14 protein-coding genes are annotated in these 12,790 nt (G+C 73.9%); 5 read left to right on the top strand and 9 right to left on the bottom strand.

Translation table 11 applies throughout. The features are described from left to right. Positions 1 to 69 precede the first annotated feature (69 nt). Entirely contained in the window at positions 70 to 678 is a 609-nt protein-coding gene (locus ACIBCA_RS18065) for a hypothetical protein (protein WP_396283881.1), read from the top strand. Then, entirely contained in the window at positions 675 to 1,028 is a 354-nt protein-coding gene (locus ACIBCA_RS18060) for a hypothetical protein (protein ID WP_396283880.1), read from the top strand. The genes ACIBCA_RS18065 and ACIBCA_RS18060 overlap by 4 nt, the downstream gene beginning before the upstream one ends. 230 nt (positions 1,029 to 1,258) lie before the next feature. On the opposite strand, the gene ACIBCA_RS18055 is transcribed toward ACIBCA_RS18060, so the two are convergent. The 6 genes from ACIBCA_RS18055 to ACIBCA_RS18030 all read right to left on the bottom strand — a co-directional run bounded on the left by ACIBCA_RS18055 (position 1,259) and on the right by ACIBCA_RS18030 (position 5,729). After that, entirely contained in the window at positions 1,259 to 2,308 is a 1,050-nt protein-coding gene (locus ACIBCA_RS18055) for a helix-turn-helix transcriptional regulator (protein WP_396283879.1), read from the bottom strand. 117 nt (positions 2,309 to 2,425) lie between these two features. Beyond that, positions 2,426 to 2,971, bottom strand: a complete 546-nt coding sequence (locus tag ACIBCA_RS18050) for a pyridoxamine 5'-phosphate oxidase family protein (RefSeq protein WP_396283878.1) — start codon at positions 2,969 to 2,971, stop codon at positions 2,426 to 2,428. A 130-nt stretch (positions 2,972 to 3,101) separates the two neighbouring features. Beyond that, a complete protein-coding gene (locus ACIBCA_RS18045; protein ID WP_396283877.1) occupies positions 3,102 to 4,154 on the bottom strand; it encodes an SDR family oxidoreductase in 1,053 nt (350 codons plus the stop codon). 190 nt (positions 4,155 to 4,344) lie between these two features. Beyond that, on the bottom strand, positions 4,345 to 4,968 hold the full coding sequence (locus ACIBCA_RS18040; protein ID WP_396283876.1) for a class I SAM-dependent methyltransferase: 624 nt from the start codon (positions 4,966 to 4,968) through the stop codon (positions 4,345 to 4,347). Continuing rightward, the gene (locus ACIBCA_RS18035) at positions 4,965 to 5,459 is read right to left on the bottom strand and encodes a hypothetical protein (protein ID WP_396283875.1); all 495 of its coding nucleotides are present in this window, start codon (positions 5,457 to 5,459) and stop codon (positions 4,965 to 4,967) included. Before ACIBCA_RS18035 ends, ACIBCA_RS18040 begins: the two co-directional genes overlap by 4 nt. A gap of 39 nt (positions 5,460 to 5,498) precedes the next feature. Further along, positions 5,499 to 5,729 carry a hypothetical protein gene (locus ACIBCA_RS18030; protein WP_396283874.1) on the bottom strand — a complete coding sequence of 77 codons (231 nt, stop codon included), beginning with the start codon at positions 5,727 to 5,729 and terminating at the stop codon, positions 5,499 to 5,501. Between the two features lie 135 nt (positions 5,730 to 5,864). On the opposite strand from ACIBCA_RS18030, the gene ACIBCA_RS18025 reads away from it, so the two are divergent. Continuing rightward, a complete protein-coding gene (locus ACIBCA_RS18025; RefSeq protein ID WP_396283873.1) occupies positions 5,865 to 6,440 on the top strand; it encodes a hypothetical protein in 576 nt (191 codons plus the stop codon). Between the two features lie 96 nt (positions 6,441 to 6,536). Here ACIBCA_RS18025 and ACIBCA_RS18020 read toward each other — a convergent pair whose 3' ends face one another. Next, positions 6,537 to 8,573, bottom strand: a complete 2,037-nt coding sequence (locus ACIBCA_RS18020) for an acyltransferase family protein (protein ID WP_396283872.1) — start codon at positions 8,571 to 8,573, stop codon at positions 6,537 to 6,539. 37 nt (positions 8,574 to 8,610) lie between these two features. Here ACIBCA_RS18020 and ACIBCA_RS18015 point away from each other — a divergent pair, with 37 nt between their 5' ends. Next, a complete protein-coding gene (locus ACIBCA_RS18015) occupies positions 8,611 to 8,829 on the top strand; it encodes a hypothetical protein (RefSeq protein WP_396283871.1) in 219 nt (72 codons plus the stop codon). Positions 8,830 to 8,836: 7 nt separating this feature from the next. Here ACIBCA_RS18015 and ACIBCA_RS18010 read toward each other — a convergent pair whose 3' ends face one another. Both ACIBCA_RS18010 and ACIBCA_RS18005 read right to left on the bottom strand, forming a co-directional pair. Continuing rightward, complete coding sequence (locus tag ACIBCA_RS18010; RefSeq protein ID WP_396283870.1) at positions 8,837 to 10,657, bottom strand: glycosyltransferase; 1,821 nt, start codon at positions 10,655 to 10,657, stop codon at positions 8,837 to 8,839. Between the two features lie 232 nt (positions 10,658 to 10,889). Further along, positions 10,890 to 11,456 (bottom strand): GNAT family N-acetyltransferase, encoded by a 567-nt coding sequence (locus ACIBCA_RS18005; protein WP_396283869.1) that lies wholly within the window; start codon positions 11,454 to 11,456, stop codon positions 10,890 to 10,892. 305 nt (positions 11,457 to 11,761) lie between these two features. Between ACIBCA_RS18005 and ACIBCA_RS18000 the strand changes: the two genes are divergently transcribed. Next, positions 11,762 to 12,676, top strand: a complete 915-nt coding sequence (locus ACIBCA_RS18000; RefSeq protein WP_396283868.1) for a lysozyme — start codon at positions 11,762 to 11,764, stop codon at positions 12,674 to 12,676. Positions 12,677 to 12,790 lie beyond the last annotated feature (114 nt).

Below are 12,790 nucleotides of genomic sequence, written 5' to 3'. Positions count from 1 at the left end.
CGGTGACTCTGGCACGATCTCCGTCACCGCCTCGAGGCGGTCGACGGCCTGACGGAAGCGACGAAGCACGTGATCACTCACTACCAGCAACGACTACGCGAACGGTTCCTGTCCGTCCCCGTTCTCCCGCCTCCCGCCCCCTGGCGCCCGGTCGGGCACCGCACCCCTGTCGGCGGACTGCTCGGCATCGGCTTCGCCCCCGCTCCCGACGACGGCCGAGACCTGGTCATGGTCGTCTCCGTCGACGGCCACGGACTCTTCGACGCCGTCACCGGTGAGAAGATCGCAAGGGACCGCGATCCCGACCCCGACACCAGCACCCCGGACGCAGTACCGGATCTCTCCTGCCCCGGACTCGGCCCCATCGCCGGAATCCGCGTACGCATCGCCGGACTCTTCGGCGGCGGCCTGCACACCACCACCCACGACGGCTGGACCCTGGAGGTCGTCAGCCCCGAGTGGCCGCACGACCGCGTCCTGCTGTCCGCAGACGGCGGACAGCACAACGGACCGCACGGCGAAAGCTGGTGGCACATCTTCGACTCCACCTACTCCGACCTGCGAGCCGCCGGCTTCTCCCCCTCCGGACGCACCCTCGCCATCGCCACCAGCAGCGACCTCACCCTCTGGACACGGCCGACGCTCGACGCGGCGCCCCCAGGCGAGGCCGTCGCATGACACGCGACGACCTCACCGCGCTGCTCGCCGAACAGACACCGGCATGCGGCCCCGCACGCGAGGCCCTGCTCACCGGAGGCGCCTTCGTCGTCTGGGACGGCCTGGTCCCCGCGTACCGGGTCGCGGGCACCTACCGGGCCCGGCTCGGAATCACCCGGAGGCGAGGGCAACCGACACTCGCCCTCGCCGAAACCGTCGAGATCCTGGGAAGCGCAGGAGACGAACTCCTCCGAATCGGCCGGATCGACGCGGCAGATCGACCATGGACGTTCATGCTCTTCCTCGACGCCACAGCCACCACGGTGTTGGCGTGCGCTGGTGTCGCCACCGCCCGGAACGAAACAGCCTGACAGCAAGCCGATTGCCCAACTGGCCGACGGAAGCACTCAGCGCGAGAAGTCGGCCCGGCCGACTTCTCGCGCTGGGTCCGCTCGGGATTCTGCTGGGGGAGCATTCACACACCGAGTACCGATGGCTAGGCGAGAGGTGGTGGCGACAGCTGTGACGACGAGGTCGACCCCGATTCCGCGGTGAGGATGACGGAGAGCGTCGCCTGGGTGCTGAGGCGACTGCCGCAGGATCAGCTTGACCGGTTCCTGGAGGTGCTCGCGGGTTTGGCCGAGGCGGAGGAGCACCCCGGGCGGCGCGAGTTCTTGGAGGGGTTTGCGGTCTCCTCCGGTCTGGTCGAGGTGTAGAGGGCGGCTGCCCGGCGGGTGGCTTCGGCGAGGCGGGTGCGGAGGCCGGCGGGGTGGAGGACTTCGGCTTCGGGGCCCAGGCGGAGGATCTCGAAGTAGCCGATGTCCCAGGATTCGAGGGGCAGGGTCACCATGACCCAGCCGTCGGCGTCGGGTGGGCCCGCGGTGGTCAGCGCGTCGGCGGCGGCGGTCGGTTCCAGGAACAGCGCGAGGTTCTCCACCGCGACGGGGCTGAGGCGGACCAGGGCCCGTTCGCGGAGCATCGCGCGGGCGAACTCCCGGGCGGAGGCGTCCCAGTAGGCGGCGAGGTCGAAGTCCTGGTCGCGGTCGAAGCGGTCCTCGGTGACGGTGGCGGTTTCGAAACGGTCGACCCGGTAGGAGGCCATCCGCCCGGACGGGCCCCGGGCCGCCAGGTACCACTGGCCGGCCTTCAGCACCAGCCCGTACGGTTCGAGGCGCCGCTCGCGCGAGCCGTACCGGGCGTGGAGGACCCGCTCCTCCCAGACCGCCCGTGAGACCTCCGGGAGCAGAGCGGGGGTGGCGGCCTCCCGGAACCAGGCCGGGGCGTCGAGGTGGAAGCGCTGGACGGCCGCCGCCGGAGCGTCCCCCACGGCCGCCGCGACCTTGAGCCGAGCCGCGAGGGCCTGCCCGGCGAGGCCCATGTCGCGCAGGGGGCCGGGAAGCCCGGCCAGGTGCAGGACTTCCGCCTCGGCGCGTTCGAGGCCGGTGAGCCGGGTCCGGTAGCCATCGACGAGCCGGTAGCCGCCGCCCCGGCCGCGTTCGGCGTAGACCGGTACCCCGGCCTCGGCGAGGGCGGCGATGTCGCGCTGGACGGTGCGCTCGGAGACCTCGAGTTCGGCAGCGAGGTCCGCGGCGGTCATCGCGCGCCGGTTCTGGAGGAGCAGGAGCAGCGCGATCGCCCGGCTGGCCCGCACATCATGTCCTTCCGTCGACGAAGGTCCATTGTCAGTCCAGCAGCGGCACCCCCGCCGCGGGTACCGGGCCGTGGGCGCGGCCGCGACCGGCGACGGCGGGCCCTGGGCCTCGGCGCGTCACGCCTCCGGCTTCGCGTCCTGCGCACCGGCGATGAGCGCGGCCGGGTGGGCGGCGAAGACGGTCATCCACTGCGGGTGCAGCCGGTAGTAGACGACCTCCTCCTCCCAGTCGAACATCTCGGCGCCGTACAGGTCCTTCAGGTACGCGAGCAACTCCGGCCAGGCGGCGGACGGCTCCTCGCCGTACGGGTTGAGGATCTCGACCGTGCCGTGGGTGAACACGCCGAGCTCCTCCCCCCGCATGTGCGCCGCGCTGACGGCCGGGCGGGCGGCCATGTGGCGGGCCTTGGCGGCGCGGCGCGCGGTGCCGAAGTGCCACATGCCGTGGAGGAAGTGCCCGTCGGCGCCGCTGATCCGCGGCTCGCCCTTGGCCGTGACGGTGGACAGCGCGAGGGTGCACATGCCGGTGAGCACGCCGGTGAGCTGTTCGGCGGTGATGGTGCGCTCGTCGCTGACGATCGAGCGCAGGTGGGCGCTGGAGCGGGAGAGCGAGGCGTCGAGGAGGGCCTGGAGCCGCTGGAGCTCCTCGGGGGTTTCGCGCATGGGGAGGGTTCCTGTCGCAGAGGGGTCGTCCCGGCCGGTGCCGCGTACGGCGCCGGCCGGCTCCTTCCACTGTTCCCCCGAAACCCGACACCTTCTGTCGTCTTTCCGGGCAGGGTCACCCGCAGGCGGGTCAGGACGACGACTCGGCCACCAGCCGCCCCGCCCACCGCTGCAGCGCGGGCACGACGGGCGGGTGCGTCAGGCCCAGCGTGGCGGCGAGGCGGGTGGCGGAGGCGGTGTCGTACTGGTCCTCGGAGAGGAAGGTGAGCGCCTCGGGGCTGGCGCCGGTGATGCCGCGCGGCAGGTGGCGCACCAGCCCGACGGGGACGATGGCGCGGGGCGGGCGCACGCCGAGGTGGCCGGCCAGCTGCTCGACGAGCTCGGGGAAGAAGGGCGTCGCCGGGTCGAGGACGGTGTGGACCTGCACGGGCGCGTCGTCGAAGTCGGGCACGGCGGCCAGGAAGGCGGCGAGGTGGTCCACGGTGACCACGGGCACGAAGGTGCGCTTCGAGCTGGGCAGCAGCGGCAGCTGCCCGGCCTTGAGCTGGCGGACGACCGTGGCGAGGCCGAAGCGCTGCCCGTACTCGCCGGTCTGCGAGTGCCCGATGACGTTGCCCGGGTTGACGGTGGTCAGCGGCACGCCGAGCTCGGGGGCGGTGACGCGGATCGCGGCGTCGCCGAGCCGCTTGGAGGCGGGGTACGCCCCGTGGGTGCTGTAGAGGGTGTCGGCGGCCTGCGTCGCGAGCGGGTAGCGCGGGTGGGTGTCGCTGCCGGTGCGATAGCCGGAGAGGTGGACGTGGCGGCGCAGCAGCGGCCGGGTGGCGGACCAGCGCAGCGCGTTGAGGGCGCCCTGCACGTTGACGGGCTCGGCCTCGGCGCGGGTGAGCCCGAACTGGTAGCGGGCGGCGAGGTTGTACACGTCGCGCACCTCGCCGAGCCGGGCCTCGTCCTCGCCGCCGATGCCGAGCCCGGGCGCGGTGACGTCGGCGGCGACGGTGGTCAGTCCGCTCTCGTCGGCGCCGTGGGTGCGCAGCCAGCGGCGCAGCGCGGCACCGGCCGTGGTGCCCCGGAAGGAGGCCGCCACCGGGGTGCCCCGGCCGAGGAGTTCGAGGACGAGCCACCGGCCGATGAATCCGGTGGCGCCGAGGACGAGCACGCGGGGCGGCGGCGGGGTGGGCGGCATGACGGGTTCTCCAGGGATCTGTCGACTCGTGGATTGCGTGTGGTGCCGGGCTCGTGACGTTGTGCGGCCGTCGCGGCGGCTGACGATAGACCGTCGCGCGTCGTCCTGTCGATGGATCAGATGGATCAGATGGATCAATCGGCCATCCCCCGGGACGAGTTCGTCCCCGGTGCCGTCAGGCCGGGTGCCGTCAGGCCGGGTGCTGCCGGGCCGCCGGGCGCTCCAGGACCAGCAGCGTCCACCGCACTCCCCCGCGCCCGTGCAGGTCCTGCCGCGACGCCTGGTGCACCGGGCGCAGGCCGTGCTCCGCGGCGAGGGCGAGGGTCTCCTCGTCGGGGACGTCGTACATCCGCCGCCCGGCGGGTACGGGTCCGTGGCGCACGGTGAGGGAGAGCCGGCCGCCGGGGGCGAGGAGGCCGCTCACCGTCCGCAGGGCGGTCCGGCGTTCCCCGGGGGCGAGGTGCATCCAGACGGCGGTGACCAGGACGAGGTCGTAGCGCTCGCCGCTCGCCCGCACCTGCGGCAGGTCGGGCAGCGCGTCCGACATCCACCGCACGCCGCTTCCGGCGTGCAACCGCTCGCCGTGGGCGCGCAGTTCGGGCGTCGGCTCGACGGCGAGGACGCGGTGCCCGAGGGCGGCGAGGGCCGCGGCGTCGCGTCCGGTGCCGGCCCCGAGGTCGAGGACGGCGGCGGGCGCGGGCGGGTAGTGGGCGAGCAGCTCGCCGTGGACCTCGTCGAAGCTCACGCTCTCGTACTGGACGGCGAGTTCGTCGGCCGCCTCGCCGTATCCGAGTGTTCCGGCGGGTCGGGTCATGTCGTGTCCCCCATGATGACGGCGTCGCCGGCCGCGGCGGCGCCCGCGAAGAAGTCGCGCAGGTCGCGCAGGTCACCGACGACGCGTGCGGCCCACGTCTCGGACCAGGGTGTGGCGTGGCCGAGCGTGGCGACCGTCCGGGCGAGGACGGCGGCCTGCTGGCGGACGAGTTCTCCGAGCGCGGAGTCGCGCAGGAAGAGGGAGGCGACGGCGACCTGGTCGGGGCGCAGCACCGGCGGTGCGCCGCGCTCGGGGCGGCGGGGCCCGCCGTAGACGGGCAGCCGGGCCGCCGGGTCGGGGTGGAAGCCGTTCTCGGTGAGCGCGAGTTCCATCAGCAGCGCGGTGCTGCGGACGCCGAGGGCGAGCCCGGCGGCGGCGAGCCGGTCGTAGCCGACGTCGCGGTGCCGGGGCACCAACTCGCCGAGTTCCTCGGGCGAGCAGGCGTCGACGGCCAGGCCCGGCAGACGGCGCCAGTAGTGATCGACACTCACCCGCACAGCCTAACGAACGGCGGCCGGACGGGAGGCCGATCACGCCTCGCCGGGGTGCCAGGCGGGCCATTCCCACGGGCGGTCGGCCCAGTGGACGCGCTGGGCGTCGTGCGGGTCGAGGTCGGGGAACAGCTGGTGGACGCGGGGTTCGAACTCCTCGGGTGCGAGCGGCTCCCAGCCGTGTCCTTCGAAGTGGACGAGCCGGTAGCGGCTGTCGGTGCGGAACTCGGCCACGTCGACCAGAGGTTTGGTCGTGCTGTTCGTCTCCATGACCCCAAGCATGTGACCGGGCGGCAACCGGCGCCCGCCCAGACCCCTCTTCCGGGTCATGTCCCGGCGTCCGCGCGCTCGTTGAACAGGTGGCTCGACGCATACGCGAGCGTTCGGCTCCGGGAGGACGAGGACATGACGGGGCAGCCGCCCACCGCAGGGCCGTGGCAGTGGCCGCAGAACGCCTGGCAGCCTCCCCCGGTGCCCGTGCCGCCCCCGCCGGGCGCGCCCCCGGCGCCCGCTGCTCCGCCGCCGCCTCCCCCGCCTCCGATGCGGCGCTCGCGCCGGGCGTGGGCGGTGGCGGCGGTCGGTACGGGCGCGGTGCTGGCGGCCGTCCTGGTGACCTGCGGGCCGGGTTCGGGCACGGACGTACGGCCTGCGGCCCTGGCCACCCCGGCGCCGACGCCGGTGCCCTCACCGCTGCCTGCCCCGACGCCGGGGCAGGAGGCGAGCCCGGGCCCGGCCGCCGAGAACGCCCTCGCCCAGGCGGCGCAGCCGTCCTCGGGCGCGCCGTCCCCGTCGCCGGGCGCGCGCCCGAGGCCCTCGCGCTCCCCGCACCCGGCGGGCCGCAGCGCCGCCTCCTCCGCGGCGCCCGCCGGGGCGGCCCTGCCGAGCCTGGGCCCGGGAAACCCCTGTGACCAGGGCGAACGCGTCGCCCACTGGCCCGCGGACTCCGAGCAGGCCCGGATCTGCCGCCACCTGTACGGCTGACGGGCGACGGCCGGACGGAGGCAGCGCACGGAAGGCGGCCGCACACGGCAGCCGGTGGGGCGGGGGCTCCACCCCCCACGGGCGGAGCCCCCGCGTTCAGCGCGCCGCCCCGAGCAGTTCCCTGTCGAGGCGCGGCGCGAGTATCCGGGCGAGGGTGTCGGTGATGTGCCCGGTGTCCCGGTACAGGACCACGCCCTCCAGCACCGCCGGGCAGCTGGGCCCGGTGCCGGGGCAGAGCAGCGGCCCGAGGTCGAGGGTGCGGACGCCGTAGCGGGCGGCGAGGCCGTCGTCGAGCAGCGGGTCGTGCTCGAAGGCGGTGTCGCGGGGGAAGACGCAGGCGTCGGAGCGGCCGTCGGAGGCGGCCAGGCAGGTGGGGATGTCCTTGCCGGGCATCGGGGTGTCGCCCAGGTAGGCGAGCGGGGCGCCGAGCGCGGTGAGACGGTCGAGGGTGCGGGTCCAGCCCTGGGCGCGCTCCTCCTGGGTGCCGTAGCGGTTGAGGCCCGCCAGCAGCACCAGCCGGGGCTTGGGCTCGTCGGCGAGCCGGGTGAGGGTGTTCTCCCGCCAGCGGTCGCACTCCTCGAAGGTGCGGCCGAGGACGTTGTTGCGCACGGTGAGGGTGCTGAGCGGGCAGCCTGGCTTGACGAGCACCTCCAGCGCCCAGTGCCGCTCCTTGGCCATGGCGAGCCCGGCGGAGATCCACTGACCGGCGTGGGAGTCGCCGAGGAGGACGATCCGGTCGGGGCTGTGCTCCTCGCCGAAGAGGCAGCGGGGGCTGCTGTCGGCGTTGAGCGCGATCTCGCAGCCCTTGCCGGGCGGGAAGTCCTCGCGGGCGCGGGCCAGGGAGGGCGTCAAGCCGGTGAGCACCGTGCCGGGGGCGAGCAGCTGCGGCCCGTCCGCGGCCCCGGGCGGGGCGACGGTGGAGCCGCCGGAGGCGGAGGTGCCGAGCGCCCGGACCGTCCCGCCGCCGAGGGTGAGTGCGGCGATCAGCGGGATGACCAGCGCGCTCGCGCCCACCGCGAGCCCGCGCCGGGGCGCCGTGGTGCCGCCGTGGCGCAGCGGCTCCTCGACGAGGCGCATGGTGAGCCAGGCGGGCAGGGCGCTGGCGGCCGTCAGCGCGGCCAGCGTCGTCCAGGGCAGGGCGCCGTAGCGGGCCTGGGCGATGGTGATCACCGGCCAGTGCCACAGGTACCAGCCGTACGAGAGCCGGCCGGCGGCGCGCAGCGGACGGGTCTCCAGCAACCGGGCGGCCGCGAACCGCGAGGGCGACCGCTCCGTCGAAGGCTGCGCGGCGTCGGCGAGGAGCAGGGCGGCCGCGCCGAGGACGGGCAGCAGCGCGGCGGAGCCCGGGAAGGGGGTGTCGCGGTCGTACAGGAAGAGCGGGACGGCCACGGCGGCCAGCCCGGCCCACCCGGCGATCCTCAACAGGGCCCGCACGCCCGCCCGTTCGATGCCACGACCCGCCAGCAGGGCGGCGCAGGCCCCGGCGGCGAACTCCCAGAGGCGGCTGCCGGTGGAGAAGTAGGCGAGCGGCGCGGAGGTCTCCGTCCAGCGCAGGCACAGGAACAGCGAGACGCCGCCGATGCCGAGCGTGCCGAGCGTGATCGCGGCCGTGCGCCGGCGCCCGTACAGGTAGCGGGCGAGGCCGATCAGCAGCACGCCCCAGAGCAGGTAGAACTGGTTCTCCACGCTCAGCGACCAGAAGTGCTGCAACGGGCTCGGGTCGCGCTCGGAGGCCAGGTAGTCGGTCTGCTGGCCGACGAAGCGCCAGTTGGCGAACTGCCCGGCGGAGGCGATGAGATCGCGGGCGAGGTCCGTTCCGCGCAGCGGGTCCAGCAGGGCGCCTCCGGCGACGGCGGTGGCGACGAGCACGGTGGCGGCGGCGGGCAGGATGCGCCGGGCGCGGCGGGCGGCGAAGTCCCACAGGCCCAGCGGGCGGCCGACGAGCATGCCGGTGATGAGGAAGCCGGAGATGACGAAGAAGACGTCGACCCCGACGTAGCCGCCGGTCAGGCCGGGCACCCCGGCGTGGAAGGCGAGGACGGACAGGACGGCGAGACCCCGCAGGCCCTCGATGTCGGGGCGGAACGCGCCGCGCCGGCGGGCGAGTTCACCCTTCGCCCTGGCGGCGGGCACCCGCGAGACCCGGACGACCTCGGGCAGCAGTTCGCCTGTGGATGCACTGGTGGATGTGCTGGTGGATGTACCGGTGGATGAACTGGTGGATGTACTGACGGCAGGGGACGAAGGCGGTACGGCCGTTGACACGGCGGTGCTCTCCTTGCAGATGGCGACGGTGGTCTGGGCCGCCGGCCGATGGGGCGGCCGGGCGGCGGAGTCCGCGCCGGTGGGGCGACGCGCCGGGAATCAGGGGGAGACGAAGCAGGATTGACGATGCGTCAGAAGATGAGCGGATCGGCCCAGCCGGAGGCCAGCAGCCCGCACAGCGCCAGGACGGCGGTGACGGCGACAGCCTCGGCGCGCCCGAACCCGAGGTCCGAGCGGCCCCGCGCGGGCGGGGCGACCTCGCCCACGGCGGCGCCCTTGCCGCCGCCGGTGCCGCCGAGCAGCGGCCACAGGGACCGGATCAGCGGGATCATGGTGTACGCGGTGAGCGCGAGCAGCCCGGTCAGGGCCCAGTACGGCTGCCAGCCGTAGAGCATCACGGCGCGTACGAGTCCGGCCACGCCGGCCAGGACGACGAACCCGAGCCAGCCGACCCCGATGCGGGCGACGGCGCGGGCGAGTGAACTACCGCCGGAGACGGCGCCGGTGGGCACCCAGTCGGCGGAACGGCGGCGCAGCGCGTGGGCGATGGCGACCACGTGGCAGAGCCCGCCGAGGAGTTGGACCCGGGTGACCTCGAATCGCCACCGGGTGCGGGACATGGCGGGCAGCAGCACGAGGGCGACCCAGATCGGCGGCAGGAACGGGAGCACCTGCCAGGGCTGGATCTCCTCCGGCCGGAAGAACAGCATGATCAGCGCGGGCAGTGGCACGGCGAAGACGTTCACCGCGCTGGTGACGTAGCCGAGGATGCCGTTCCAGAAGCAGAGCCGGGCAGATCGCGGTAGCGGACCCCTGCGGAAGTCGGGGTCGCCGACGAGTGCGAGGGAGCCGAGGCACCAGCGGTACTGCTGGCTGATGAAGGCGGGCAGGCCCGTGGGCGACATGCCCTTGGCGACGAGCGCGGGCACGTACCGGGTGGTCCACCCGGCGCGGGCGAGCGAGAGGCCCGTGTAGAGGTCCTCGCTGTGGTCGATCTCGGCGAAGCCGCCGACGCGCATCAGGGCGGCGCGGCGGTAGAGCGCATTGGTGCCGCAGCAGACGGTGCCGTCCTGGGCGTCCCGGGAGGGCTGGATCCAGCGGTAGAAGATCTCCTGGGTGGCTCCGGCCGCGCGCTCGAGCCAGGACATGTCGGCGTCCGTGTCGAAGCACTGCGGGCTCTGCACGATGCCGACCTCTGGGTTGTCGAGGTAGGGCACCAGGTGGTGCAGGAAGTCGGGGCGCGGGCAGAAGTCGGCGTCGAGGACGGCGATGATCTCGCCGTCGCCCTCGGCCAGGCCGTGGTTGAGGTTGCCGGCCTTCTTGAAGCGGCCCCGGTCGGGGCGGGCGCGGTACCGGAAGCCGTAGGACTCGGCGAGTTCGCGCACCTCGGGCCGGTCGGCGTCGTCGAGGACGATGACGGTGAGGCTGCCGGGCCACCGGACGGCGGCGGTGTGGCGGTAGGCGTTGTCCAGGACGGCGAGGGGTTCGCCGGCGGTGGGCAGCAGCAGGTCGACGCTGGGGTGGTGCCCGGGGTTCCAGGCGCGCAGCAGCAGGTCGTGGGAGTCGCGGGTGTAGCGGCGGGCGCGCTGGCCGTCGGCGAGGGAGAGCAGCCAGGTGGCCGCGTTGAGCACGGTCAGCACCAGGAACGGCCAGAGCAGCGGCTTGCTGAGGGCGAACAGGCCGAGCGTGGCGGTGGCTCCCGCGTAGGAGAGGGTGGCGCAGAGCAGCACCCAGCGGCGCTGCGGGCCGAAGTACCAGTAGAGCTCCTCGTCGTCGGGTGGGCTGGGGAGGCGGAGGTCGGGCTCGTCGGAGCCCGCCCCTGCGCTGGTCACGGCGCTGGTGACTGCGCTGGTCACGGCACTGGTGACGACGCTGGTCGCAGCGCCGGTGACGGGGTCGGTCACGGGGTCGGTGACGGGTGCGGACATGGCGGTGCCATGGAGTACGGGCATGCGGAGATGGCCCCCCTGGGCATGGGACGGAACGTGGCCGTTCGCCCTCAGCCTCTCACATTGGCCTAGACCAATCGTGAACGAGGCGTGACATCTCCGCATCGCCCCAGGTCAGCGACTTGACAAGGCGTCATCCTCCGACGAACCGTCAAACGATCAACGATTGACCGTTGGATCACTCCGGCGTCACGCCCTACCGGCGGGTCACCTCCGCACCCGTCACCCCCACCCGTCACACCGCCGGGAGCTCCTTCGTCAGCACCGCGAAGCGCAGATCCGACCGCAGCGGCAGCCCGAAGCGCTCGTCCCCGTACGGGAATGGCGAGTACTCGCCGGTACGGCGGTAGCCGCGCCGCTCGTACCAGGCGATGAGCTCGCCCCGCTGCTCGATCACCTTCATCTCGAGCAGCCCCACGCCCCACTCCTCCCGCGCCACCCGCTCCGCCTCGACCAGCACCACGCGGCCGATCCCGCCGCCCTGGAGGGTCGGGCGGACGGAGAACATGCCGAAGTACGCGCTGCCCTCGCGCCGCTCCAGCTGGCAGCAGGCGACCAGTTCGCCGTCGGCCTCGGCGAGCAGCACCACGCCCTGCGGGTCCTCGACGGCCTCGGTGACCCCGGCAGCGTCGGTGCGCCGGCCCTCCAGCAGATGCGCCTCGGTGGTCCACCCGGCCCGGCTGGACTCCCCCCGGTACGCGGACTCCACCAGCTCCACCAGAGCCGGGACGTCGGCTGCGGTGGCGCGCCGGAAAGTCGGCTCCCCGGTGAATCCGGCGGAACCGGCGGTGGTCTCGGACATGGCGATCTTCTCCTCGTACGCACGAACGGCCACCCGGACGGGCGGCCTCCGGGCATCGTGCCACAGCCCCGCGCCGGGCCCGCCGGACGGCCCGGACCAGGGCGGATGCATCTACGCGCGTCCACGATCGGCCCCGGACCCCCTCCGCAAGGGCCCCCGACACCATGTGACGGTCGTTCACGATGTGCTCCGAGAGGTCTGGCACCGTGGCGCGTCCATGGCTACTGTGCTCCCGGCCGAAAGGTCCCAACCTCCAGCCTCATCAGGCCCGTTGGGCCCTCCGCACCCGACCACAGGAGTGCTCCATGTCCCGCGCCGTCCCTGCCGTCCCCGCTCCGGGATCAGCCGACTCCACCGCCGCCGCCAAGGCTCCGGCCGCCCGCCGGTGGCTGCCCGCCCTCACCACCCTGGTCGCCTCCGCCGCCCTCGTCACGGGCCTGGCCGCGCCCGCCTCCGCCGCCGAGCCGGCCACGGCCGCCGCCCCCGTCGTCGAGGGCAAGGCCGGCTTCCACCCCGAGCGCGACTTCGCCGGCTCCACCGTCGCCGCCCACGAGGGCCGCGCCCAGGCCCCGGCCGTCGCCTCCCTCGCCGTCACCCAGACCCAGGGCCTGGACGTCTCCAGCTACCAGGGCAGCGTCAACTGGGGCGGCGTCGCCGCCAACGGCGCCCGCTTCGCCTACGTCAAGGCCACCGAGGGCACCGGCTACACCAACCCGTCCTTCGCCCAGCAGTACAACGGCTCCTACAACTCCGGCCTCATCCGCGGCGCCTACCACTTCGCCCTGCCCAACTCCTCCTCCGGAGCCACGCAGGCCAACTACTTCGTCAACCACGGCGGCGGCTGGTCCGCCGACGGCAAGACCCTGCCGCCCGCGCTCGACATCGAGTACAACCCCTACGGCGCCACCTGCTACGGCCTCAGCCAGAGCGCGATGGTCAGCTGGATAGGCGACTTCAGCAACACCGTCCACAGCCGCACCGGCCGCTACCCGACCATCTACACCACCACCAACTGGTGGTCCCAGTGCACCGGCAACTACGGCGGCTTCGCCGCCACCAACCCGCTGTGGATCGCCCGCTACTCCACCAGCGCCGGCACGCTCCCCAACGGCTGGGGCTACTACACCTTCTGGCAGTACGCCGACTCCGGCACCTTCCCCGGCGACCAGGACGTCTTCAACGGCGCCGCCGACCGCCTGCGGGCCCTCGCCCTGGGCTAGGCCCTCTCTTTCGGATCTTGCCGGGCGGTCGCCGCCGGGGCACGCACCTCGACGGCTTCTCGTCAGTCGCCAATGCTCCGCAGTGGCTCCCTCCTCGGCACCGCCGATGCACGC

This window comes from Kitasatospora sp. NPDC051170 (assembly GCF_044455705.1).
Classification (GTDB): Bacteria; Actinomycetota; Actinomycetes; order Streptomycetales; family Streptomycetaceae; genus Kitasatospora.
Note: the sequence above shows the minus strand (reverse complement) of the source record. Positions and strands in the feature narration are given on the sequence as shown.

What these genes read in the sequence shown, in the direction of transcription:
- ACIBCA_RS18060 (WP_396283880.1), top strand. Translation starts at nt 675, where the DNA reads ATGACACGCGACGACCTCACCGCGCTGCTCGCCGAACAGACACCGGCA.
- ACIBCA_RS18050 (WP_396283878.1), bottom strand. Translation starts at nt 2,971, where the DNA reads ATGCGCGAAACCCCCGAGGAGCTCCAGCGGCTCCAGGCCCTCCTCGAC.
- ACIBCA_RS18045 (WP_396283877.1), bottom strand. Translation starts at nt 4,154, where the DNA reads ATGCCGCCCACCCCGCCGCCGCCCCGCGTGCTCGTCCTCGGCGCCACC.
- ACIBCA_RS18040 (WP_396283876.1), bottom strand. Translation starts at nt 4,968, where the DNA reads ATGACCCGACCCGCCGGAACACTCGGATACGGCGAGGCGGCCGACGAA.
- ACIBCA_RS18030 (WP_396283874.1), bottom strand. Translation starts at nt 5,729, where the DNA reads ATGGAGACGAACAGCACGACCAAACCTCTGGTCGACGTGGCCGAGTTC.
- ACIBCA_RS18025 (WP_396283873.1), top strand. Translation starts at nt 5,865, where the DNA reads ATGACGGGGCAGCCGCCCACCGCAGGGCCGTGGCAGTGGCCGCAGAAC.
- ACIBCA_RS18010 (WP_396283870.1), bottom strand. Translation starts at nt 10,657, where the DNA reads ATGCCCGTACTCCATGGCACCGCCATGTCCGCACCCGTCACCGACCCC.
- ACIBCA_RS18005 (WP_396283869.1), bottom strand. Translation starts at nt 11,456, where the DNA reads ATGTCCGAGACCACCGCCGGTTCCGCCGGATTCACCGGGGAGCCGACT.
- ACIBCA_RS18000 (WP_396283868.1), top strand. Translation starts at nt 11,762, where the DNA reads ATGTCCCGCGCCGTCCCTGCCGTCCCCGCTCCGGGATCAGCCGACTCC.